Below are 22,498 nucleotides of genomic sequence, written 5' to 3'. Positions count from 1 at the left end.
CGGCTCCCACATGGCACTGAATGTTGCCTTCATGTGGGAGCGGGCTCTGCCCGCGAAAACGTCAGCCTAGTCGCCACAGATCCAACCGGCTCAAACAACCACCGGCTGCCCACCGTGAACAGCTTCCCCTGCATTGCCATGCAGAGAGATCTTCGACGTCTCCGGCAGTGCCAGACCGCCCGCGAGCGCCAGCACCGAAACCGCCATCAAGTAAAACGCTGGCGACAGGTTGCTCCCCGTCATACCGATCAACCAGGTCGCCATCAGCGGCGCCGTGCCGCCAAACACCGTGTAGGCGAGGTTGTAGGTGATCGCCGAGGCCGTGTAGCGGGTTCGGGTCGGGAAGGTTTCCGACAACAGCGCTGCTGTCACTACACCACTGAGCACAGCGCCCACCGCCAGCATCATCACACCCACTACAGAGGCGACGAAAGAGCCCGAACTGGCCAGCAGGAACGATGGGTAGACCACCGCAATCATCAGCACGCCCGTTGTCGCCACCGTGGCCCGGCGACCGACCTTGTCGGAGAAAGCTCCCGCGACCGGGCACATCAATGCCGCGAACACCAAGGCGATGACCGAAATCAGCAGCGCCGTCGCTCGGCTCAAACCACCGACCACGTGCAGATAAGTCGCAAAGTAGGTGGTGAACGTATAGAAGGAGAGGGCAGTCAGGGACACGAAGGCACCCAGGCACAGGATCGCACCGCCGTGACTGCGCAAAGTATCCTTGAGCGGCGAGTGGGCCACGTCATGCTCTTGCTTGACAGCCTGGAACGCAGGCGTTTCATCCAGCCGCCAGCGCAGGTACAGCCCGACCAGGCCCAACGGCGCTGCAATCAGAAACGGCACCCGCCAACCCCAGCTGGCCATCGCTTCGGGCGACAGCGACGCGTCCAATCCATAGGCCATGACCGCAGCGCAGGCGAACGCGCTGAAGGTCGATACCGGGATGAAGCTTCCATACCACGCACGCTGGGTACGTGGGGCGTGCTCCATGAGATAGGCGCAGGCTCCAGCGTATTCGCCTCCTGCAGAAAAACCCTGGGCACAACGGATCAGCGTGAGCATGATCGGGGCGGCAATGCCTATGGCGGCATAGGTCGGCAGCAAGCCAATCAGCGTCGTTGCACCAGCCATGAGCAGGATGGTCATGGCCAGCACCTTCTTGCGTCCTATGCGATCGCCGAGCATGCCGAACACAATCCCGCCCAGAGGCCGGAACGCGAAGGCCACGGCAAACACCGCGAACGTTTTCAGCAGTCCGGTGGTGGCATCCGTGCTGGGGAAAAATTGCTGGGCAATCGCCGTGGCCAGAAAGCCGTAGACCGCAAAGTCGAACCATTCCACGAAGTTGCCCACGGCAGCCGCGCAGATCACCTTTTTCAACGTCGCGGGGGATACCCGCCCCTCCATTGCATGGTCCATGATCTTTACCCCTGTGCAGACGTGTCGAGCCATCGATTATCCGGTGCGTGGGGTGACACCTCTGCCGAAAAGCGGCATTGGCGTAGTCATGCCCGTAGCGAACCTTCAATAAACTTCGCAAGATCCACGCCAGCGTTGCTTCGTCACTCCATGGCACGAGGGGCTGGGCAAACGCCCATAAAAAAACCCCGGGCCAACGGCGCCGGGGTTCGATGGACGGGCCGAAGCCTCAGAAATCCAGGTTCGACACTGCCAGTGCATTGCTCTCGATGAACTCGCGACGAGGCTCGACCGCATCACCCATCAGGGTGTTGAAGATCTGGTCGGCGCCGATCGCATCCTCGATGGTGACCTTGAGCATGCGTCGCACGCTTGGGTCCATCGTGGTTTCCCACAACTGGTCTGGGTTCATCTCACCCAGACCTTTGTAGCGCTGGATGGTATGGCGCTTGGTGCTTTCGGTCATCAGCCACTCGAGGGCTTCCTTGAACTCGACCACCGCCTTCTTGCGCTCACCACGTTTCACATAGGCACCTTCGTCCAGCAGACTGGCCAACTGTGCGCCCAAGGCGGTCACGGTCTTGTAGTCATTGCTGCCGAAGAAGTCCCGGTTGAACGTGATGTAGCTCGCCAGACCATGGGAGGTGATCTCCACCTCAGGCAGCCAGACGTTACGCTCACGGTCTTCACGCAGGCTGGCCTTGTACACCAGGCCCGATTTCTCGCTGGTACGCAGACGTGCATCGAACTTGGCCAGCCACGCCTGCATGGCTTCGTGATCGCCCAGCTGCTCGAGTGCCACTGCCGGCAGGTACACGAAGTGCTCGGTCAGCTCCTGCGGGTACAAACGCGACAGACGCTTGAGCGTCTTCATGACCATGCGGAAGTCATTGACCAGACGCTCCAACGCTTCACCGGAAATACCGGGTGCCGAGTCGTTGAGGTGCAGGCTCGCATCTTCCAGGGCCGACTGCGTCATGTACTCTTCCATGGCGTCGTCGTCCTTGATGTACTGCTCCTGCTTGCCTTTCTTCACCTTGTACAGCGGCGGCTGGGCAATGTAGATGTAGCCGCGCTCGATCAGCTCGGGCAACTGACGGAAGAAGAAGGTCAGCAACAAGGTGCGGATGTGCGATCCGTCAACGTCGGCATCGGTCATGATGATGATGTTGTGATAGCGCAACTTGTCGATGTTGTACTCTTCGCGACCGATACCGCAGCCCAGTGCCGTGATCAGGGTACCGACTTCCTGGGACGAGATCATCTTGTCGAAGCGTGCTTTCTCGACGTTGAGGATCTTGCCCTTGAGCGGCAGGATCGCCTGGGTCTTGCGATTGCGGCCCTGCTTGGCCGAACCACCGGCGGAGTCACCCTCCACCAGGTAGAGTTCGGAAAGGGCAGGGTCCTTCTCCTGGCAGTCGGCCAATTTGCCTGGCAGGCCAGCGATGTCCAATGCACCCTTGCGACGGGTCATCTCGCGCGCCTTGCGGGCAGCTTCGCGGGCACGTGCTGCGTCGATCATTTTGCCAACCACGGCCTTGGCTTCGTTCGGGTTCTCAAGAAGAAAGTCCGAGAAGTACTTGCCCATCTCCTGCTCGACCGCGGTTTTCACTTCGGACGAAACCAACTTGTCCTTGGTCTGCGAGCTGAACTTGGGGTCAGGCACTTTCACCGAAATGATCGCAGTCAGGCCTTCACGCGCATCGTCGCCAGTGGTCGAGACCTTGTTCTTCTTGGCCAGGCCTTCCTGCTCGATGTAGTTGTTCAGGTTGCGCGTCAGTGCCGACCGGAAACCTACCAAGTGAGTACCACCGTCACGCTGCGGAATGTTGTTGGTGAAGCACAACAGGTTTTCGTTGAAGCTGTCGTTCCACTGCAGTGCCACTTCAACGCCCACGCCATCGTCGCGTTGCACATTGAAGTGAAACACCTGGTTCACGGGTGTCTTGTTGGTATTGAGGTATTCAACGAATGCCCGCAGGCCACCTTCGAACTTGAACAGCTCTTCCTTGGCGGTGCGCTCATCCTTGAGCAGGATACCCACACCGGAGTTGAGGAACGACAACTCGCGAATTCGCTTCGCCAGAATATCCCAGCTGAAGTGGATATTCTTGAACGTATCGGCCGACGGCTTGAAGTGGATCTTGGTACCGGTGGTCTCGCTTTCACCAACGATCTGCATGGGTTCCTGCGGTACGCCGTGCACATAGAACTGTTCCCACAATTTGCCAGCGCGACGCACTGTCAGTTGCAGGCTTTCAGAGAGTGCGTTCACTACGGACACACCCACACCGTGCAGACCGCCGGAAACCTTGTACGAGTTATCGTCGAACTTACCGCCCGCGTGCAGGACGGTCATGATGACCTCGGCTGCCGACACGCCTTCTTCTTTATGCACATCTACAGGAATGCCGCGGCCATTGTCGGTCACGGAAATGGATTCGTCTGGATGAATGGTGATGGTGATTTCATCACAGTGGCCGGCCAGTGCTTCATCGATGGAATTGTCCACCACCTCGAAGACCATGTGGTGCAGGCCGCTACCATCATCGGTGTCGCCGATGTACATACCGGGACGTTTGCGTACGGCATCAAGCCCTTTCAGCACCTTGATGCTGGAGGAGTCGTACGTTTGATTCTCGCTCATGCCTTCACTCCCGATGATCTTGGGTCTGGGTAATACCGCCGTGTTCCACGTGGAACACGGCAACTGGCGTTTCCGTTTGCCAGCCTTCCCTCAATAATTCCTGATCTACACAGGTGATGAACACCTGGCAGCGTAATTCTTCCAACAAGCGGCATAATGCGCGGCGATGTTGCTCATCCAATTCAGAGGGCAAATCGTCCACCAGATAGATGCATTGCCCTCGGCGAGCCTGACCTACCAAATGGCCTTGGGCGATACGAAGTGCGCACACCACCAGCTTCTGCTGACCGCGCGACAATATGTCAGCTGCATTGTGAGCGCCCATTCTAAGGCGAAGATCGGCGCGTTGAGGTCCAGCCTGGGTATGTCCCATCTGCTGATCTCTCAACAATGAACCTGCCAATACCTCAGCAAGCTCACGATCCTTGTCCCAACCCCGGTAATAACTCAGAGTGAGCCCATCGAGCTGCACCAGCTCGGCGAGTGTCTGTTCAAAAACGGGTTTGAGCGCCTTGATATAAGCACGGCGGTATTCATCGATTTCCGCACTGGCGAGACAGAGTTCTCGGTCCCAGGCCGCTTGCGAAGCAACGTCAAGTGTACCATGTCGAAGCCACGAGTTTCGTTGCTTCAAGGCCTTCTGCAGGCGCTGCCAGGTGGACATGAAGCGAGGTTCCACGTGGAACACACCCCAGTCGAGAAACTGCCTGCGAATTTTTGGCGCGCCTTCCAGTAGACGGAAGCTTTCAGGATTGATCAGCTGCAGCGGCAGAATCTGCGCGAGCTGCGCTGCGCTTCGTGCATTCTGACCATCTATACGGATGGTGAAATCGCCTTGGCGCTCTCTGGATATCCCGAGGTTGCTCTGTCCACCTTCGGCCAGTTCGACCTGCCCGAACACCGTAGCGCTTGCCTGATCGTGCTGGATGATTGGCACCAGGCGCGTACTGCGGAAAGATCGAGCAAGGCCCAGCAAGTGAATCGCTTCCAGTACGCTGGTCTTGCCACTGCCGTTGGCACCGTAAAGGATGTTGATACGCGGAGAGGGGGAGAAGGTCACCGGGTGCAGGTTGCGCACCGCGGTGACTGTGACGCGGGTAAGGGACATTCAGGCAGGGGTCAGAGGCGCATCGGCATGACGACATATGCCGAGTCGTCGTTGTCCGATTCCTGCACCAAGGCGCTGCTGTTGGAATCGGACAAAATCAGGCGCACCTGCTCCGTCGTCATTACGCCCAGCACGTCGAGCAGATAACTCACGTTGAAGCCGATCTCCAGCGCGCCACCGTTGTAGTCGACGGCCACTTCTTCTTCCGCTTCTTCCTGTTCAGGGTTGTTGGCCTGGATTTTCAGCTGACCGGCAGCCAGCTGCAAACGGATGCCGCGGTACTTTTCGTTGGACAGAATAGCGGTGCGGCTGAACGCTTCACGCAAGGCCTGACGATCGCCAACCACCAACTTGTCGCCGCCTTTTGGCAACACGCGCTCGTAGTCGGGGAATTTGCCATCGACCAGTTTGGAGGTGAATGTGAACTCACCGGTGGTGGCACGGATATGGTGCTGGCCCAGCACGATGCTGACATTGCCATCAGGCTCGGTCAGCAGGCGGGCCAACTCCAGAATACCCTTGCGCGGCACGATGACCTGATGCCGATCGGCCTGGCCGATGTCGGCTTGCATCGAACACATGGCCAAACGGTGTCCGTCAGTTGCGACGGCGCGGATGATACCTGCCGATACTTCCAGCAGCATGCCGTTGAGGTAATAGCGAACGTCCTGTTGAGCCATGGCGAAACTGGTGCGCTCGATCAACCGGCGCAGCTTGCTCTGGACCAGGCTGCACGTCAGCGAACCCGGGCCTTCCTCGACCGTCGGGAAGTCATTGGCCGGTAGCGTCGACAAAGTGAAACGGCTGCGTCCGGCCTTGACCACCACCTTCTGCTCATCCACCTTGATGTCGATCAGGGCGTCGTTGGGCAAGCTCTTGCAGATGTCCATCAACTTTCGCGCAGGCACGGTGATCTCGCCGGGCTCGGCTGGCTCTTCCAGCTGTACGCGGCCAACCAGTTCCACTTCCAGGTCGGTACCGGTCAGAGACAGCTGCTGCCCCTGAACGACCAGCAGCACGTTGGAAAGCACAGGCAAGGTCTGTCGGCGTTCGACGACGCCGGCGACCAGCTGCAGGGGTTTCAACAGGGCTTCGCGTTGAATGGTGAAATGCATGGTCTAGTCCCTTGCCTCAAAAGCTGCGTAGTGAGTGTTCACGTGGTCAGGGTACGCAGCAGGTTCTTGTAGTCCTCGCGGATATCCGCATCGGATTCCTTGAGTTCGTTGATCTTGCGGCAGGCGTGCAGCACGGTAGTGTGGTCACGGCCACCAAACACATCGCCGATTTCCGGCAAGCTGTGGTTGGTCAGTTCCTTGGACAGGGCCATGGCCACCTGCCGCGGACGCGCTACCGAACGCGAGCGGCGCTTGGACAGCAGATCGGAAATCTTGATCTTGTAATACTCGGCCACGGTGCGCTGAATGTTATCCACACTCACGAGTTTATCCTGCAGCGCTAGCAAATCCTTGAGCGACTCGCGGATCAGCTCGATGGTGATCTCGCGGCCCATGAAGTGCGAGTGCGCTATGACCCGCTTGAGTGCACCTTCGAGTTCGCGCACGTTGGAACGGATTCGCTGGGCAATGAAAAACGCCGCATCATGGGGCAAATCCACCTTGGCCTGATCCGCTTTCTTCATCAGGATGGCCACTCGCGTCTCGAGCTCCGGCGGTTCGACCGCCACCGTCAAGCCCCAGCCAAAGCGCGACTTCAGGCGCTCTTCGAGCCCTTCGATTTCCTTGGGGTAGCGGTCGCTGGTCAGGATGACCTGCTGGCCGCCCTCGAGCAGCGCATTGAACGTATGGAAGAACTCCTCCTGGGAGCGTTCCTTGCGGGCGAAAAACTGGATGTCATCGATCAGCAATGCATCGACCGAACGATAGAACCGCTTGAATTCGTTGATCGCGTTCAGCTGCAATGCCTTGACCATGTCGGCCACGAATCGCTCGGAATGCAGGTAGACGACCTTGGCATTCGGATTCTTCTTGAGCAGATGGTTACCCACAGCATGCATCAAGTGCGTTTTACCCAGACCCACACCGCCATAAAGGAACAGCGGGTTGTAGCCATGCTTGGGGTTGTCCGCAACCTGCCAGGCAGCGGCGCGCGCCAACTGGTTGGATTTACCTTCGACGAAGTTTTCAAAGGTAAAGGTGCGATTCAGATAGCTGGTGTGCTTGAGCGCACCTTCTACCTGCACGGTGCGCTGCTCGGCACGTACGGGTGCCGGTTGCGAGCTGGCGCCGGCCATGGGGTCGAAACTGTCCCGCGAGGGTTCCTCACTGGCCGCCGAAGGCTTGGAAACGGCCTCTACAGGCGCAACTGCAGGCACGGCAGCCACTGGGGCCGCCTGCGCCTGGCTTGCCGCTGCAGAGGCTGCCAGCGGGGCATTGAATGCAGCGCGGGGCGTCGAGCTGCGGCGGCTGCCGATCAGCAACGAAAGCGCCGGCGCGAGTCCGTTGCCGTGCTCACCCAACAGTTCGAGAAGTCGTGTCAGGTATTTCTCGTTTACCCAGTCCAGCACAAAGCGGTTGGGCGCGTAGACCCGCAACTCGTCGCCTTCGGCTTCGACCTGTAGCGGACGGATCCAGGTGTTGAATTGCTGGGCAGGCAGTTCATCGCGCAGGAGTTCCACGCACTGCTGCCAAAGTTCCACTGACACAGGTATCCCCTGAATTGAAAGCCGGCAAGGCAAAAACAACCCCCATTGTACCGGCGGTCCTCACACTTATCCACATGTAGGGCCTGCAAGCTCACTCCAAAGCACGAAAAACATCCCTTTAGAGCCACCGAAATCCTGTTCCTGAGCACTGTGGATAACCCGTCATGAGATCTATGCACAAGTGGGGGTCGAGCGCTGTGGATAACATGCCTGTGGATATCAGCCGTTTTAATCCACAGCTTGTCCTGAGCATCGACACAGGTGCAGCACCTCTTCCGGACAGGGTTTCCAATCGCCAAGAGGTGCAGCCAGCATGGGGTGAAGGCGGTTATCCACAGAAAGGGGCTTCACTAAGATCTATAAGCATTACAGAAAAGCTTTAAATAAGTCCCTTCTCTATTTTTATATTTGATCGGTGCTGACATCCAATCCAATGGTTCGGACGTGGACGTGGATGGATCGAAGGCGAGGGCCGGTCATGACGTCGTACCGGACGGCTCTGATCAACGATGCAAAAAGTAATAGCTGGTTGGAAATTGACCTTCTGCTGCGCTTTCACTAGAATCGCCGGTCTCTTAAAACGGGGTCCATTCCGGCCCGTTGTGGACGAACCAGGTAACAACCATGAAACGTACTTTCCAACCCAGCACCATCAAGCGCGCTCGCACCCACGGTTTCCGTGCTCGCATGGCTACCAAGAACGGCCGTACCGTCCTGTCGCGTCGTCGCGCCAAGGGCCGCAAGCGTCTGGCAGTTTGATCCTTCGGCACGGGTGGTGAGTCAGGACTACGGTCGGGAAAAGCGTCTGCTGACAGCCCGGCACTTCAAAGCAGTCTTCGACTCGCCATCTGGCAAGGTCCCCGGCAAGAACCTGCTGCTTCTTGCGCGTGAGAACGGCCTCGAACATCCCCGTCTGGGGCTGGTCATCGGTAAAAAGAGCGTCAAGCTCGCCGTTCAACGCAATCGCTTGAAACGTTTGATGCGTGACTCGTTCCGTCTGCACCAGGACATACTGGCTGGCTGGGACATCGTCATCGTCGCGCGTAAAGGTTTGGGCGACGTGGAAAACCCTGAATTGCATGAGCATTTTGGCAAGCTCTGGAAGCGCCTTGCACGTAACCGGCCCGCTCCAGTGGTGAAGACCGAACCTGCAGGAGTGGACAGTCAAGATGCGTAAACTGGCAATCGTTCCGATCCAGTTCTACCGCTACGCCATCAGCCCTCTCATGGCGAATCACTGTCGTTTTTATCCCAGTTGCTCTTGCTACGCGCTCGAAGCCATCGAGATCCACGGCCTCTTGCGTGGAAGCTGGCTGACCGTTCGTCGCCTTGGCCGCTGTCACCCATGGAATGCCGGTGGTTTCGACCCGGTTCCAGACGCCCCATCACCCCGTTCTTCTTCGATAGCCGAGTAATCATGGATATTAAACGCACGATCCTGATCGTCGCCCTGGCAGTCGTGGCCTACGTCATGGTCCTGAAATGGAACCAGGACTACGGTCAAGCCGCCTTGCCGACTCAGAATATGGCTACCCAGAACCCGACCCCGGCATTGCCGGAAACGGTACCGGGCACCAACACTCAAGCCAGTGCCGATGTACCCAGCGCCAATCCTGATGCCAATCTGCCTGTGCCGACCCCTGTCGTGGTCAGCAAGGACCTGATCTGGGTCAAGACCGACGTGCTCAACTTCGCTATCGACCCTACCGGTGGTGATATCGTCCAGCTGAACCTGCCCGAGTACCCTCGGCGCCAGGACATGCCGAACATTCCGTTCCAGTTGTTCGACAACGGCGGTGAGTTGACCTACCTGGCTCAGAGCGGCCTGACCGGCGCGAACGGCCCGGATGCACGTTCCACCGGGCGCCCGGTGTACAGCGCCACGCAGAAAAGTTATCAACTGGCCGATGGTCAGAACCAGCTGGTAGTCGACCTGACCTACAGCGACAACGGCGTCAACTACGTCAAGCGCTTCACGGTCGATCGCGGCGAGTACGACCTGAAAGTCAGTTACCTTGTGGATAACCAGAGCGCGCAGAACTGGAGCGGCAACATGTTTGCCCAGCTCAAGCGAGACAACAGCTCCGATCCATCGTCGACCACGGCCACCGGTACTGCGACCTACCTGGGCGCGGCCCTGTGGACAAGCGGCGAGCCGTACAAGAAAGTGTCGATGAAGGACATGGACAAGGCCGGCCTCAAGGAAACCGTACAAGGTGGTTGGGTGGCCTGGCTGCAGCACTACTTCGTGACGGCCTGGATCCCTGCCCCTGGTGACAGCAACAACGTCATGACGCGCAAGGACAACCAGGGCAACTACATCATCGGCTACACCGGTCCGACGTTGTCCGCCGCACCAGGTGGCAAGATCGAAACCACAGCCACCCTGTATGCCGGTCCGAAGGTGCAGGACAAGCTCAAGGAGTTGTCCCCAGGCCTGGAGCTGACCGTCGACTACGGCATCCTGTGGTTCATCGCGCAACCGATCTTCTGGCTGCTCAAGCACATCCACGCGATCCTGGGTAACTGGGGCTTCTCGATCATCTGCCTGACCATCCTGATCAAGCTGCTGTTCTTCCCCTTGTCGGCCGCCAGCTACCGGTCGATGGCTCGTATGCGTGCCGTTGCGCCGAAGCTGGCTCTGCTCAAGGAGCAGCATGGCGACGATCGCCAGAAAATGTCGCAGGCCATGATGGAGCTGTACAAGAAAGAGAAGATCAATCCGCTGGGTGGCTGCTTGCCGATCCTGGTGCAGATGCCGGTCTTCCTGTCCCTGTACTGGGTACTGCTGGAAAGCGTCGAGATGCGTCAGGCACCTTGGCTGCTGTGGATAACCGACCTGTCGATCAAGGATCCGTTCTTCATCCTGCCGATCATCATGGGCGCGACCATGTTCATTCAGCAGCGCTTGAACCCAACGCCTCCGGATCCGATGCAGGCCAAGGTGATGAAGATGATGCCCATCGTCTTCACCTTCTTCTTCCTGTGGTTCCCGGCTGGCCTGGTACTGTACTGGGTGACCAACAACACCCTGTCGATTGCCCAGCAGTGGTACATCACGCGCGGTATCGAGAAAGCCGCGGCAAACAAACCTGCCGTTTAACGGGTTGCTCGACTAACCTGTGCACAAAGCGCCCCCTCGTGGGGCGTTTTGCTATCTGAAATTCGACCGGAGTATCTGCATGAACGTCGTTCGCGAAACCATCGCTGCCATTGCCACTGCCCAGGGTCGCGGCGGAGTGGGGATCGTGCGTATCTCCGGACCATTGGCCAGCGAGGCTGCCCAGGCGATCATCGGCCGTGTGCCAACGCCTCGCTACGCCCACTACGGCCCGATGCTCGACGCGCAATACCAGGTCATCGACGAGGGCTTGAGCCTGTACTTCCCCGGGCCCAATTCGTTCACCGGCGAGGACGTGCTCGAGCTGCAAGGCCACGGTGGGCCCGTGGTGATGGACATGCTCCTGCAGCGCTGCCTGCAGCTGGGCTGCCGCCTGGCACGTCCGGGGGAATTCAGCGAGCGCGCATTCCTCAACGACAAGCTTGACCTCGCCCAGGCCGAAGCCATTGCCGATCTCATCGAAGCCAGTTCCGCCCAGGCGGCGCGCAACGCCGTGCGTTCGCTGCAAGGGGCTTTTTCCCGCCGTGTGGATAACTTGACCGAGCAGCTCATCGCGTTGCGTATCTACGTTGAGGCCGCCATCGACTTTCCCGAGGAGGAAATCGATTTCCTGGCCGATGGTCATGTACTGAGCATGCTCGACAAGGTGCGTGGCGAGTTATCCACCGTGCTGCGCGAGGCCGGGCAGGGGGCCTTGCTGCGTGATGGCATGAACGTGGTCATCGCCGGTCGACCGAATGCCGGCAAGTCGAGCCTGCTCAACCTGCTGGCTGGACGCGAAGCCGCTATCGTGACGGAGATTGCCGGCACGACCCGGGACGTGCTGCGCGAACATATCCACATCGATGGCATGCCGTTGCACGTAATCGACACGGCAGGGCTGCGCACCACGGCCGATGAAGTCGAGCAGATCGGCGTTCAGCGCGCGCTGAAGGCCATTGCCGAGGCCGATCGCATTCTGCTGGTAGTGGATGCGACTGCTGCTGAAGCGGCCGACCCGTTTGCGGTCTGGCCGGAGTTCCTAGAACTCACGCCCGACATCGGCAAAGTCACGGTGATTCGCAACAAGGCGGATCTGAGTGGGGAACCCATTGGTCTGCAGCAGGATGGCGACGGACACGTTACCTTGAGCCTGACTGCCAAGGGGGCGGGCCAGGGGCTGGAACTGCTGCGCAACCATCTCAAGGCCTGCATGGGGTACGAACAGACCGCAGAAAGCAGCTTCAGCGCACGTCGACGCCACCTCGAAGCCCTGCGCCACGCCGGCGACTACCTCGACCATGGGCGTGATCAATTGACCCTGGCCGGTGCCGGCGAGCTGCTGGCCGAAGACCTGCGCCTGGCGCAGCAAGCACTGGGTGAAATCACCGGGGCGTTCAGTTCCGATGATCTGCTGGGACGCATCTTTTCGAGCTTCTGCATCGGCAAGTAGGCGCGCGGTCACCGCCATGACAACCGCATGAACCTGATCAACAGCCGCCTTTCGAGGCGGCTTTTTTTTATACACGCTGCAGGAGCCCTGTGGAAAAGCCCACCTGAGCCAGGTTGATAAGCGGGTCCGAAACCTGATGATAAATCCACCTGTGGGTAAGCGACCTTGTTACCCACAGGTTAATTTCAGTTATACACCGGGCTCATGAACAGGTGAACACAACCTTTATTTTCTCTGTACATCACGTGGAACGGGGCTTTCGTAACTTTATCCACAGAATTGTCGTTGCATAGTAATAAACATAAAAACAAAGCTTTAATAAATCTCTCTCTTTTAATTTCTATTACCCGGTCTATCCACAGCTGGTTATTTTTTGTGCAGAAGGGTTCTTTAGCCGAGGCAAATTCCCTATACTGCGCCGCTATCCCAATTACCCACATTGAACAGGCACGAGGTGCGTGGTGGATTTCCCTTCCCGTTTTGAAGTGATCGTCATCGGCGGCGGTCATGCCGGTACCGAGGCAGCACTGGCCTCAGCACGCATGGGGGCAAAGACCCTGCTGTTGACGCACAACGTGGAAACCCTCGGTGCAATGAGCTGCAACCCGGCCATCGGCGGCATCGGCAAGAGTCATCTTGTCAAGGAGATCGATGCGCTCGGCGGTGCCATGGCACTGGCTACCGACAAGGGTGGCATTCAGTTTCGCGTGCTCAACAACCGCAAGGGCCCGGCGGTACGGGCTACCCGTGCCCAGGCCGACCGGGTCCTGTACAAGGCCGCGATTCGCAAAACCCTGGAGAATCAACCCAACCTGTGGATATTCCAGCAGCCGGCAGATGACTTGATCGTCGAGCAGGACGAGGTCAAGGGTGTGGTAACCCAGATGGGCCTGCGCTTCATGGCCGATTCCGTGGTGCTTACCACCGGAACCTTCCTCGGTGGGCTTATCCACATTGGCTTGCAGAATTATTCCGGGGGGCGTGCGGGCGATCCGCCTTCAATCGCCCTGGCCCATCGCCTGCGTGAACTGCCGCTGCGAGTAGGCCGGTTGAAGACCGGTACACCGCCGCGCATCGACGGCAAATCCGTGGACTTTTCGGTAATGACCGAGCAGCCGGGCGATACCCCGATCCCGGTGATGTCGTTCATGGGGTCCAAGGCACTGCATCCGCGCCAGGTCAGTTGCTGGATCACCCATACCAACGCGCGCACCCATGAAATCATCGCGGCCAACCTCGATCGCTCGCCGATGTACTCGGCAGCCGGTGAAATCGAAGGCATAGGTCCACGCTACTGCCCTTCGATCGAAGACAAGATTCACCGCTTCGCCGACAAGCAGAGCCATCAGGTGTTCATCGAGCCGGAGGGGCTGACCACCCACGAGCTGTACCCCAACGGTATTTCCACGTCTCTGCCGTTCGATGTGCAGTTGCAGATCGTCCGTTCGATCCGAGGCATGGAAAACGCACACATCATGCGTCCCGGCTACGCCATCGAATACGACTACTTCGATCCGCGTGATCTCAAGTACAACCTCGAAACCAAAGTGATCGCCGGTCTGTTCTTCGCCGGGCAGATCAACGGCACCACCGGCTACGAAGAGGCCGGCGCCCAGGGGTTGCTGGCCGGCGCCAACGCGGCGTTGCGTGCGCAGGGCAAAGACGCCTGGTGCCCGCGCCGGGACGAAGCCTACATCGGTGTACTGGTCGATGACCTGATCACCCTGGGCACACAGGAACCGTACCGGATGTTCACCTCGCGGGCCGAGTATCGCCTGATCCTGCGCGAGGACAACGCAGACCTGCGCCTGACCGAAAAGGGTCGCGAACTGGGCCTGGTCGACGACGCCCGTTGGGCGGCGTTCAGCGCCAAGCGCGAAGCCATCGAAATCGAGGAACAGCGGCTCAAGAGCACCTGGGTCCGGCCGAACACTGCCGTGGGCGATGCGCTCGCGGAGAAATTCGGTACGCCGTTGACCCATGAATACAACCTGCTTAACCTGCTCAGCCGACCGGAGATCGACTATGTCGGTCTGGTCGAAGTCACCGGCGGCGGCGCGCACGATCCACAGGTGGCCGAACAGGTCGAGATCAAGACCAAGTACGCCGGGTACATCGATCGTCAACAGGACGAGATCGCTCGTCTGCGTGCAAGCGAAGACACCCGTCTGCCTGTGGATATCGACTATGTCGGTATTTCCGGATTGTCCAAGGAAATCCAGGGCAAGCTGGGTGCGACCCGTCCCGAAACCCTGGGTCAGGCATCGCGTATTCCGGGCGTCACGCCCGCAGCCATTTCGCTGTTGATGATTCATCTGAAAAAACGCGGCGCAGGCCGTGAGTTGGAGCAAAGCGCTTGAGTTCCATGGTCACCGAACAGCACCGCGAAGAGTTGTCCACAGGCGCCCGGCAATTGGGCGTCGAACTGTCCGCAGGCCAGCGCGAGCAGCTCCTGGCCTACCTGGCCCTGCTGATCAAATGGAACAAGGCGTACAACCTGACGGCGGTGCGCAATCCCGACGAAATGGTTTCCCGGCACCTGCTCGACAGCCTGAGCATCCTGCCGTACCTGGCAGCGGCCGACAGCTGGCTGGACGTCGGCAGTGGTGGCGGCATGCCTGGCATCCCGCTGGCGATCATGTTTCCTGAAAAACGGATCGCCACGCTCGACAGCAATGGCAAGAAGACCCGCTTCCAGACCCAGGCGAAACTGGAGCTGGGACTGGCCAACCTGCAAGTTATCCACAGCCGCGCCGAAACCTTCGTCCCCGAGCAGCCTTTCGCCGGTATCGTTTCACGTGCGTTCAGCAGCCTGCACGATTTTGCCCACTGGACACGTCACCTGGGCAACGGCGACACACGCTGGTTGGCGATGAAAGGGCTGCATCCAGCTGACGAACTGGTAGCATTGCCAGCGGACTTCCACCTCGATAGCGAACACGCCTTGGCCGTACCTGGTTGCCAAGGCCAACGCCATCTGCTGATACTGCGCCGCACGGCATGATTGGGAACACGAGCAATAATGGCTAAGGTATTCGCGATAGCGAACCAGAAAGGTGGTGTGGGCAAGACCACCACCTGCATCAACCTCGCAGCATCGCTGGTCGCGACCAAGCGCCGCGTGCTGCTGATCGACCTCGATCCGCAGGGCAACGCCACCATGGGTAGCGGAGTGGACAAGCACGCGCTTGAAAACTCCATCTACGACGTGCTGATCGGCGAGTGCGACCTGGCCCAGGCCATGCACTTCTCCGAGCACGGCGGTTACCAGCTGCTGCCGGCCAACCGTGACCTGACGGCGGCCGAGGTGGTCCTGCTGGAAATGCAGATGAAAGAGAGCCGGCTGCGCAGTGCGCTGGCACCGGTGCGCAACAACTACGACTACATTCTGATCGACTGCCCGCCCTCGCTGTCGATGCTGACCCTCAATGCGCTGGTCGCGTCCGATGGCGTGATCATTCCGATGCAGTGCGAGTACTTCGCCCTGGAAGGACTCAGTGACCTTGTGGATAACATCAAGCGCATCGCCGAACTGCTCAATCCGGACCTCAAGGTCGAGGGTTTGCTGCGGACCATGTACGACCCGCGCCTGAGCCTGATGAACGATGTATCGGCGCAGCTCAAGGAACACTTCGGCGACCAGCTCTACGATACCGTCATCCCGCGCAACATTCGTCTGGCCGAAGCACCCAGCTATGGGATGCCGGCACTCTCGTACGACAAATCCTCACGTGGCGCCCTGGCCTACCTGGCACTGGCTGGCGAGATGGTTCGTCGGCAGCGTCGCCAATCTCGCACCGCTGCAGTCATTTAAGGAATCCAATGGCCGTCAAGAAACGTGGTCTCGGGCGTGGACTGGATGCGCTGCTCAGCGGTTCGACCGTCAGTGCGCTCGAAGAGCAGGCCGTCACGGTCGACCAGAACGAGTTGCAGCATTTGCCCCTGGACATCATCCAGCGCGGTAAATACCAGCCACGTCGGGACATGGACCCGCAGGCCCTCGAAGAGCTGGCGCATTCGATCAAGACCCAGGGCGTGATGCAACCGATCGTGGTCCGGCCGGTGGCCAACTCGCGGTTCGAGATCATCGCCGGGGAGCGCCGCTGGCGCGCCGCGCAGCAGGCCGGCCTGGAGACCATTCCAGCCATGGTCCGCGATGTGCCCGACGAAGCCGCGATCGCCATGGCATTGATCGAAAACATCCAGCGCGAAGACCTCAACCCGGTGGAAGAGGCCATTGCCCTGCAACGCCTGCAGCACGAGTTCCAGTTGACCCAACAGCAGGTGGCCGATGCAGTGGGCAAGTCGCGGGTGACCGTGGCCAACCTGCTGCGCCTGATCGCCTTGCCCGAAGTGATCAAGACCATGCTGTCTCACGGCGATCTGGAAATGGGGCATGCGCGCGCGTTGCTCGGTCTGCCGGACGAACAGCAGGTCGAAGGGGCGCGACACGTTGTCGCACGGGGTCTGACCGTGCGTCAGACCGAAGCCTTGGTACGGCAGTGGTTGAGTGGCAAGCCCGAGCCTGTGGAGCCGGCCAAGGCCGACCCGGACATCACCCGCTTGGAACAGCGCCTGGCCGAGCGCCTGGGCTCTGCGGTGCAGATTCGCCACGGACAGAAGGGCAAGGGCCAGTTGGTGATCCGCTATAACTCGCTGGACGAGTTGCAGGGTGTGCTCGCACACATTCGCTGAAACAATTCCCTGTGTAGCGTGCAGTCGGAAATCACTACCCGGCAGTTGAATAGGGGCGGAAGCGCCCCTATACTCTGCGCGCATTTTGTCGGCACATTTTATGCCAAGTTAAGGCTTATGGCACGTCGACCATTGAGGAGTCGCCACGATGGAAACCCGCACGCCAAACCGCCTGCCGTTCCATCAATGGGTCGTTTTCCCGATGTTGTTGGCGCAAGGTGTCGTAGCGTTGCTGGCAGCTCTGGTGCTGTGGCAATGGCTCGGGGCAGTCAGCGGTTATTCGGGGCTCTGCGGAGGCCTGATCGCCTGGTTGCCTAATCTGTATTTCGCCTGGAAGGCTTTCCGGTTCACCGGAGCCCGGGCCGCACAAGCCATCGTCCGGTCGTTCTACGCCGGCGAGGCAGGCAAGCTGATTTTGACGGCAGTGCTGTTCGCACTGACGTTCGCAGGAGTGAAACCACTGGCGCCGCTGGCTGTATTCGGCGTCTTCGGGCTGACCCAACTGGTCAGCTGGTTCGCACCCCTGCTCATGAAAACAAGACTTTCGAGACCTTAGGGCGTTTGAGGCAACCATGGCAGAAACAACCGCTTCGGGCTATATCCAGCACCACTTGCAGAACTTGACCTTCGGTCAGCTACCAGAAGGCGGCTGGGGCTTTGCCCACACCGCTGCAGAAGCCAAGGAAATGGGGTTTTGGGCGTTCCACGTCGATACCCTCGGCTGGTCGGTTGCCCTGGGCCTGATCTTCATCCTGATCTTCCGCATGGCGGCGAAGAAGGCAACGTCCGGTCAGCCGGGTGCCCTGCAGAACTTCGTCGAGGTGCTGGTCGAGTTCGTCGATGGCAGCGTGCGTGACAGCTTCCATGGCCGCAGTGCGGTGATTGCACCGCTGGCGCTGACGATCTTCGTCTGGGTGTTCCTGATGAACGCCATCGACCTGGTTCCGGTCGACTGGATCCCGATGGCTGCGGCCTGGATCTCCGGCGACTCGCACATCCCGTTCCGCGCCGTGCCGACTACCGACCCGAACGCGACCCTGGGCATGGCCCTGTCGGTGTTCGCGCTGATCATCTTCTACAGCATCAAGGTCAAGGGCCTCGGCGGCTTCATCGGCGAGCTGACCCTGCACCCGTTCGGCAGCAAGAACATCTTCGCCAAGATCCTGCTGATCCCGGTGAACTTCCTGCTCGAATTCGTCACCCTGATCGCCAAGCCGATCTCGCTGGCACTGCGACTGTTCGGCAACATGTACGCCGGCGAGCTGGTGTTCATCCTGATCGCCGTGATGTTCGGCAGCGGCCTGTTGTGGCTCAGCGGCCTGGGCGTCGTGCTGCAGTGGGCGTGGGCCGTGTTCCACATCCTGATCATCACGCTGCAGGCATTCATCTTCATGATGCTGACCATCGTCTACCTTTCGATGGCGCACGAAGAAAACCATTGAGACCCGCCTGGCGAGTCTGATGCCCCTCGCGCTCTGGCGCGAGGGAGGCCCCTCCGGGCCGAAACACCGGTTTGTAACACCGCTTTAAAACCTAAAAACCAAGCAAAAGACGACGTAAAAAGTCGGGAGGAAAGATGGAAACTGTAGTTGGTCTAACCGCTATCGCTGTTGCTCTGCTGATCGGCCTGGGCGCACTGGGTACCGCTATCGGCTTCGGCCTGCTGGGCGGCAAGTTCCTGGAAGGCGCTGCTCGCCAGCCAGAAATGGTTCCGATGCTGCAAGTCAAAATGTTCATCGTCGCCGGTCTGCTCGACGCCGTGACCATGATCGGTGTTGGTATCGCTCTGTTCTTCACCTTCGCGAACCCCTTCGTTGGTCAACTCGCTGGCTGATCTCTCGAACCTTCGAGTGGATTGGTGTGATGGACAAAGAACGAGCGAGGTGTTGGCGTGAACATTAATGCAACCCTGATTGGCCAGACCGTTGCGTTCTTCATTTTTGTGCTGTTCTGCATGAAGTTCGTGTGGCCTCCGGTCATCGCGGCTTTGCACGAACGTCAGAAGAAGATCGCTGATGGTTTGGACGCTGCCAGCCGAGCAGCTCGCGACCTGGAGTTGGCCCAAGAGAAAGTGGGTCATCAACTGCGCGAAGCGAAAGCTCAGGCAGCCGAAATCATTGAGCAGGCGAAGAAACGCGGCAACCAGATCGTCGAAGAGGCCGTTGAAAAGGCCCGTATCGACGCTGACCGCGTGAAAGTGCAGGCTCAAGCCGAGATCGAGCAGGAACTGAACGGCGTCAAAGACGCGCTGCGTGCCCAACTGGGTATGCTGGCCGTGGGCGGTGCCGAGAAGATTCTGGGCGCCACAATCGATCAAAACGCGCACGCGGAGCTGGTTAACAAACTGGCTGCTGAAATCTAAGCGAGGGCGATCATGGCAGAACTGACCACGTTGGCCCGACCTTACGCTAAGGCGGCCTTCGAGCACGCTCAGGCCCACCAGCAGCTGGCCAATTGGTCAGCCATGCTCGGCCTGGCTGCAGCGGTGGCGCAAGATGCCACCATGCAGAGCCTGCTCAAGGCCCCGCGACTGACGAGCGCAGACAAGGCCGCCACGTTCATTGACGTGTGCGGCGACAAGTTCGATGCCAAGGCACAGAATTTCATCCACGTCGTTGCCGAAAACGACCGTCTCCTGCTGTTGCCGGAGATCGCCGAGCTGTTCGACCTGTACAAGGCCGAGCAGGAAAAATCGGTCGACGTGGAAGTCACCAGTGCCTTCGCATTGAACCAAGAACAGCAAGACAAACTCGCCAAGGTTCTCAGTGCACGACTCGACCGGGAAGTGCGCCTGCAAGTTGCGGAGGATGCCAGCCTGATAGGTGGCGTCGTCATCCGCGCCGGCGACCTGGTTATCGATGGCTCGATTCGCGGCAAACTCGCGAAACTGGCCGAAGCATTGAAATCTTGAGTTTGAAGGGGCAGCAGAGCAATGCAGCAACTCAATCCTTCCGAAATAAGTGAAATCATCAAGGGTCGCATCGACAAGCTCGATGTGACCTCCCAAGCCCGTAACGAAGGCACCGTCGTCAGCGTTTCCGACGGTATCGTACGGATCCACGGTCTGGCCGACGTCATGTACGGCGAAATGATCGAGTTTCCAGGCGGCGTCTTCGGCATGGCACTCAACCTGGAGCAGGACTCCGTAGGCGCCGTGGTACTGGGCGCGTACACCAGTCTGGCCGAAGGCATGAGCGCCAAGTGCACCGGCCGCATCCTGGAAGTTCCGGTTGGCAAGGAACTGCTGGGTCGCGTCGTCGACGCACTGGGCAACCCTGTCGATGGCAAGGGTCCGCTGGGCAACACCGAGACCGATGCGGTCGAAAAGGTTGCACCGGGCGTTATCTGGCGTAAGTCGGTAGACCAGCCTGTGCAGACTGGCTACAAGGCCGTCGACGCCATGATCCCTGTCGGCCGTGGTCAGCGCGAGCTGATCATCGGCGACCGTCAGATCGGCAAGACCGCTCTGGCGATCGACGCGATCATCAATCAGAAGAACTCGGGTATCTTCTGCGTCTACGTTGCCATCGGTCAGAAGCAGTCGACCATCGCCAACGTGGTACGCAAGCTGGAAGAAAACGGCGCCCTGGCCAACACCATCGTGGTGGCTGCCAGTGCATCGGAATCTCCTGCGCTGCAGTTCCTCGCGCCGTACTCCGGCTGCACCATGGGCGAGTTCTTCCGTGACCGCGGTGAAGACGCACTGATCGTCTACGACGATCTGTCCAAGCAAGCAGTGGCCTACCGCCAGATTTCCCTGCTGCTGCGCCGTCCACCAGGTCGTGAAGCCTACCCAGGCGACGTGTTCTATCTCCACTCCCGTTTGCTGGAGCGTGCTTCGCGCGTTTCCGAAGAGTACGTCGAGAAGTTCACCAACGGCGCAGTGACCGGCAAGACCGGTTCCCTGACTGCGTTGCCGATCATCGAAACCCAGGCAGGCGACGTTTCCGCGTTCGTTCCGACCAACGTGATTTCCATCACCGACGGTCAGATCTTCCTGGAATCGGCCATGTTCAACTCGGGCATCCGCCCTGCAGTGAACGCCGGTGTTTCGGTATCCCGCGTAGGTGGTGCCGCTCAGACCAAGATCATCAAGAAGCTGTCCGGTGGTATCCGTACCGCTCTGGCTCAGTACCGTGAACTGGCGGCATTCGCCCAGTTCGCATCTGACCTGGACGAAGCCACCCGCAAGCAGCTCGAGCACGGCCAGCGCGTGACCGAGCTGATGAAGCAGAAGCAGTACTCGCCAATGTCGATCGCCGACATGGCGCTGTCGCTGTATGCCGCCGAGCGTGGTTTCCTGACTGACGTCGAGATCGCCAAGGTTGGTAGCTTCGAGCAGGCCCTGATTGCTTACTTCAACCGCGATCACGCCGACCTGTTGGCGAAGATCAACGTGAAGGGTGACTTCAATGACGAAATCGACGCGGGCCTCAAGGCCGGTATCGAGAAGTTCAAGGCCACCCAAACCTGGTAAGCCGCAGCAGGGGCCGCAAGGCCCCTGCTTGCTAACCTGATAGGTGTTACATGGCAGGCGCAAAAGAGATTCGCAGTAAGATTGCGAGCATCAAAAGCACGCAAAAAATTACCAGCGCCATGGAAAAAGTGGCGGTCAGCAAAATGCGCAAGGCACAAATGCGCATGGCAGCCAGCCGTCCCTACGCGGAACGTATCCGCCAGGTGATTGGACATCTGGCCAACGCCAACCCGGAATACCGCCACCCGTTCATGATCGAACGCGCCGTCAAGCGCGTCGGCTATATCGTGGTGAGCAGTGACCGTGGTCTGTGCGGCGGCTTGAACACCAACCTGTTCAAGGCTCTGGTCAAGGACATGGCGGCCAATCGCGAACGCGGCGTCGAAATCGACCTGTGCGTGATCGGCAGCAAGGGTGCAGCGTTCTTTCGCAACTTCGGCGGCAACGTCGTGGCAGCGATCAGCCATCTGGGCGAAGAGCCGTCGATCAATGATCTGATCGGCAGCGTCAAGGTGATGCTGGACGCGTACCTGGAAGGCCGTATCGATCGCCTGTCCGTGGTGTCCAACAAGTTCATCAATACCATGACGCAACAACCGACGGTGGAGCAGTTGATCCCGTTGGAGGCAACCCCGGATCAAGAACTCAAGCACCACTGGGATTACCTGTACGAACCCGACGCCAAAGAGCTGCTGGAAGGCCTGATGGTGCGTTACGTGGAGTCGCAGGTGTACCAGGCGGTGGTCGAGAACAACGCTGCTGAACAAGCGGCGCGGATGATCGCGATGAAGAATGCAACCGACAACGCCGGCGACCTGATCAGCGATTTGCAGCTGATCTACAACAAGGCGCGTCAGGCTGCGATCACCCAAGAGATCTCGGAAATCGTCGGCGGCGCTGCCGCGGTTTAACGGTTCAAATATTCAGA

Annotated in this window: 21 protein-coding genes; 16 read left to right on the top strand and 5 right to left on the bottom strand. The window is 59.3% G+C overall.

The genetic code is table 11. From position 1 onward, the window contains the following. Positions 1-90: 90 nt before the first annotated feature. The 5 genes from IFT57_RS24335 to dnaA form a co-directional block, all read right to left on the bottom strand. A complete protein-coding gene (locus IFT57_RS24335) occupies positions 91-1,428 on the bottom strand; it encodes an MFS transporter (protein ID WP_192152952.1) in 1,338 nt (445 codons plus the stop codon). A 229-nt stretch (positions 1,429-1,657) separates the two neighbouring features. After that, entirely contained in the window at positions 1,658-4,075 is a 2,418-nt protein-coding gene (gene gyrB / locus IFT57_RS24330) for a DNA topoisomerase (ATP-hydrolyzing) subunit B (protein WP_122480045.1), read from the bottom strand. 4 nt (positions 4,076-4,079) lie between these two features. Beyond that, complete coding sequence (gene recF, locus IFT57_RS24325; RefSeq protein WP_192152951.1) at positions 4,080-5,183, bottom strand: DNA replication/repair protein RecF; 1,104 nt, start codon at positions 5,181-5,183, stop codon at positions 4,080-4,082. Positions 5,184-5,194: 11 nt separating this feature from the next. Further along, positions 5,195-6,298 carry a DNA polymerase III subunit beta gene (gene dnaN / locus IFT57_RS24320; RefSeq protein ID WP_122480043.1) on the bottom strand — a complete coding sequence of 368 codons (1,104 nt, stop codon included), beginning with the start codon at positions 6,296-6,298 and terminating at the stop codon, positions 5,195-5,197. 38 nt (positions 6,299-6,336) lie between these two features. Beyond that, positions 6,337-7,845: a chromosomal replication initiator protein DnaA gene (gene dnaA / locus IFT57_RS24315; protein ID WP_192152950.1), complete on the bottom strand. Its 1,509-nt coding sequence runs from the start codon at positions 7,843-7,845 to the stop codon at positions 6,337-6,339. A gap of 624 nt (positions 7,846-8,469) precedes the next feature. Here dnaA and rpmH point away from each other — a divergent pair. The 16 genes from rpmH (at position 8,470) to atpG (ending at position 22,481) form a co-directional block, all read left to right on the top strand. Beyond that, entirely contained in the window at positions 8,470-8,604 is a 135-nt protein-coding gene (gene rpmH, locus IFT57_RS24310) for a 50S ribosomal protein L34 (protein ID WP_043192020.1), read from the top strand. Between the two features lie 13 nt (positions 8,605-8,617). Then, the gene (gene rnpA, locus IFT57_RS24305; protein ID WP_049860458.1) at positions 8,618-9,022 is read left to right on the top strand and encodes a ribonuclease P protein component; all 405 of its coding nucleotides are present in this window, start codon (positions 8,618-8,620) and stop codon (positions 9,020-9,022) included. Then, positions 9,015-9,260, top strand: coding sequence for a membrane protein insertion efficiency factor YidD (gene yidD, locus IFT57_RS24300; protein WP_082223633.1), 246 nt, complete (start codon positions 9,015-9,017; stop codon positions 9,258-9,260). The genes rnpA and yidD overlap by 8 nt, the downstream gene beginning before the upstream one ends. 2 nt (positions 9,261-9,262) lie before the next feature. After that, positions 9,263-10,948: a membrane protein insertase YidC gene (gene yidC / locus IFT57_RS24295; protein ID WP_192152949.1), complete on the top strand. Its 1,686-nt coding sequence runs from the start codon at positions 9,263-9,265 to the stop codon at positions 10,946-10,948. Positions 10,949-11,027: 79 nt separating this feature from the next. Beyond that, complete coding sequence (gene mnmE, locus IFT57_RS24290) at positions 11,028-12,398, top strand: tRNA uridine-5-carboxymethylaminomethyl(34) synthesis GTPase MnmE (RefSeq protein WP_192152948.1); 1,371 nt, start codon at positions 11,028-11,030, stop codon at positions 12,396-12,398. A 461-nt stretch (positions 12,399-12,859) separates the two neighbouring features. Continuing rightward, on the top strand, positions 12,860-14,758 hold the full coding sequence (gene mnmG / locus IFT57_RS24285; protein ID WP_192152947.1) for a tRNA uridine-5-carboxymethylaminomethyl(34) synthesis enzyme MnmG: 1,899 nt from the start codon (positions 12,860-12,862) through the stop codon (positions 14,756-14,758). A 5-nt stretch (positions 14,759-14,763) separates the two neighbouring features. Next, positions 14,764-15,402, top strand: coding sequence for a 16S rRNA (guanine(527)-N(7))-methyltransferase RsmG (gene rsmG / locus IFT57_RS24280; protein ID WP_192153006.1), 639 nt, complete (start codon positions 14,764-14,766; stop codon positions 15,400-15,402). Positions 15,403-15,420: 18 nt separating this feature from the next. Beyond that, on the top strand, positions 15,421-16,212 hold the full coding sequence (locus IFT57_RS24275; RefSeq protein WP_049860453.1) for a ParA family protein: 792 nt from the start codon (positions 15,421-15,423) through the stop codon (positions 16,210-16,212). An 8-nt stretch (positions 16,213-16,220) separates the two neighbouring features. Then, positions 16,221-17,093, top strand: a complete 873-nt coding sequence (locus tag IFT57_RS24270) for a ParB/RepB/Spo0J family partition protein (RefSeq protein ID WP_192152946.1) — start codon at positions 16,221-16,223, stop codon at positions 17,091-17,093. Positions 17,094-17,241: 148 nt separating this feature from the next. Then, a complete protein-coding gene (locus IFT57_RS24265; protein WP_122796674.1) occupies positions 17,242-17,649 on the top strand; it encodes a F0F1 ATP synthase subunit I in 408 nt (135 codons plus the stop codon). 16 nt (positions 17,650-17,665) lie between these two features. After that, on the top strand, positions 17,666-18,535 hold the full coding sequence (gene atpB / locus IFT57_RS24260) for a F0F1 ATP synthase subunit A (RefSeq protein WP_122480034.1): 870 nt from the start codon (positions 17,666-17,668) through the stop codon (positions 18,533-18,535). Positions 18,536-18,669: 134 nt separating this feature from the next. Beyond that, complete coding sequence (gene atpE / locus IFT57_RS24255; RefSeq protein WP_002555987.1) at positions 18,670-18,927, top strand: F0F1 ATP synthase subunit C; 258 nt, start codon at positions 18,670-18,672, stop codon at positions 18,925-18,927. Between the two features lie 57 nt (positions 18,928-18,984). Next, complete coding sequence (locus tag IFT57_RS24250) at positions 18,985-19,455, top strand: F0F1 ATP synthase subunit B (protein WP_122480033.1); 471 nt, start codon at positions 18,985-18,987, stop codon at positions 19,453-19,455. A 12-nt stretch (positions 19,456-19,467) separates the two neighbouring features. After that, the gene (locus tag IFT57_RS24245; RefSeq protein WP_043192047.1) at positions 19,468-20,004 is read left to right on the top strand and encodes a F0F1 ATP synthase subunit delta; all 537 of its coding nucleotides are present in this window, start codon (positions 19,468-19,470) and stop codon (positions 20,002-20,004) included. A 21-nt stretch (positions 20,005-20,025) separates the two neighbouring features. Beyond that, a complete protein-coding gene (gene atpA, locus IFT57_RS24240) occupies positions 20,026-21,570 on the top strand; it encodes a F0F1 ATP synthase subunit alpha (protein WP_122480032.1) in 1,545 nt (514 codons plus the stop codon). Between the two features lie 50 nt (positions 21,571-21,620). Further along, a complete protein-coding gene (atpG, locus tag IFT57_RS24235; RefSeq protein ID WP_043192052.1) occupies positions 21,621-22,481 on the top strand; it encodes a F0F1 ATP synthase subunit gamma in 861 nt (286 codons plus the stop codon). Positions 22,482-22,498 lie beyond the last annotated feature (17 nt).

The sequence above is a fragment of the Pseudomonas sp. CFBP 13719 genome (genome assembly GCF_014842095.1).
Classification (GTDB): domain Bacteria; phylum Pseudomonadota; class Gammaproteobacteria; order Pseudomonadales; family Pseudomonadaceae; genus Aquipseudomonas.
This window is presented reverse-complemented; position numbering and strand designations above follow the sequence as displayed.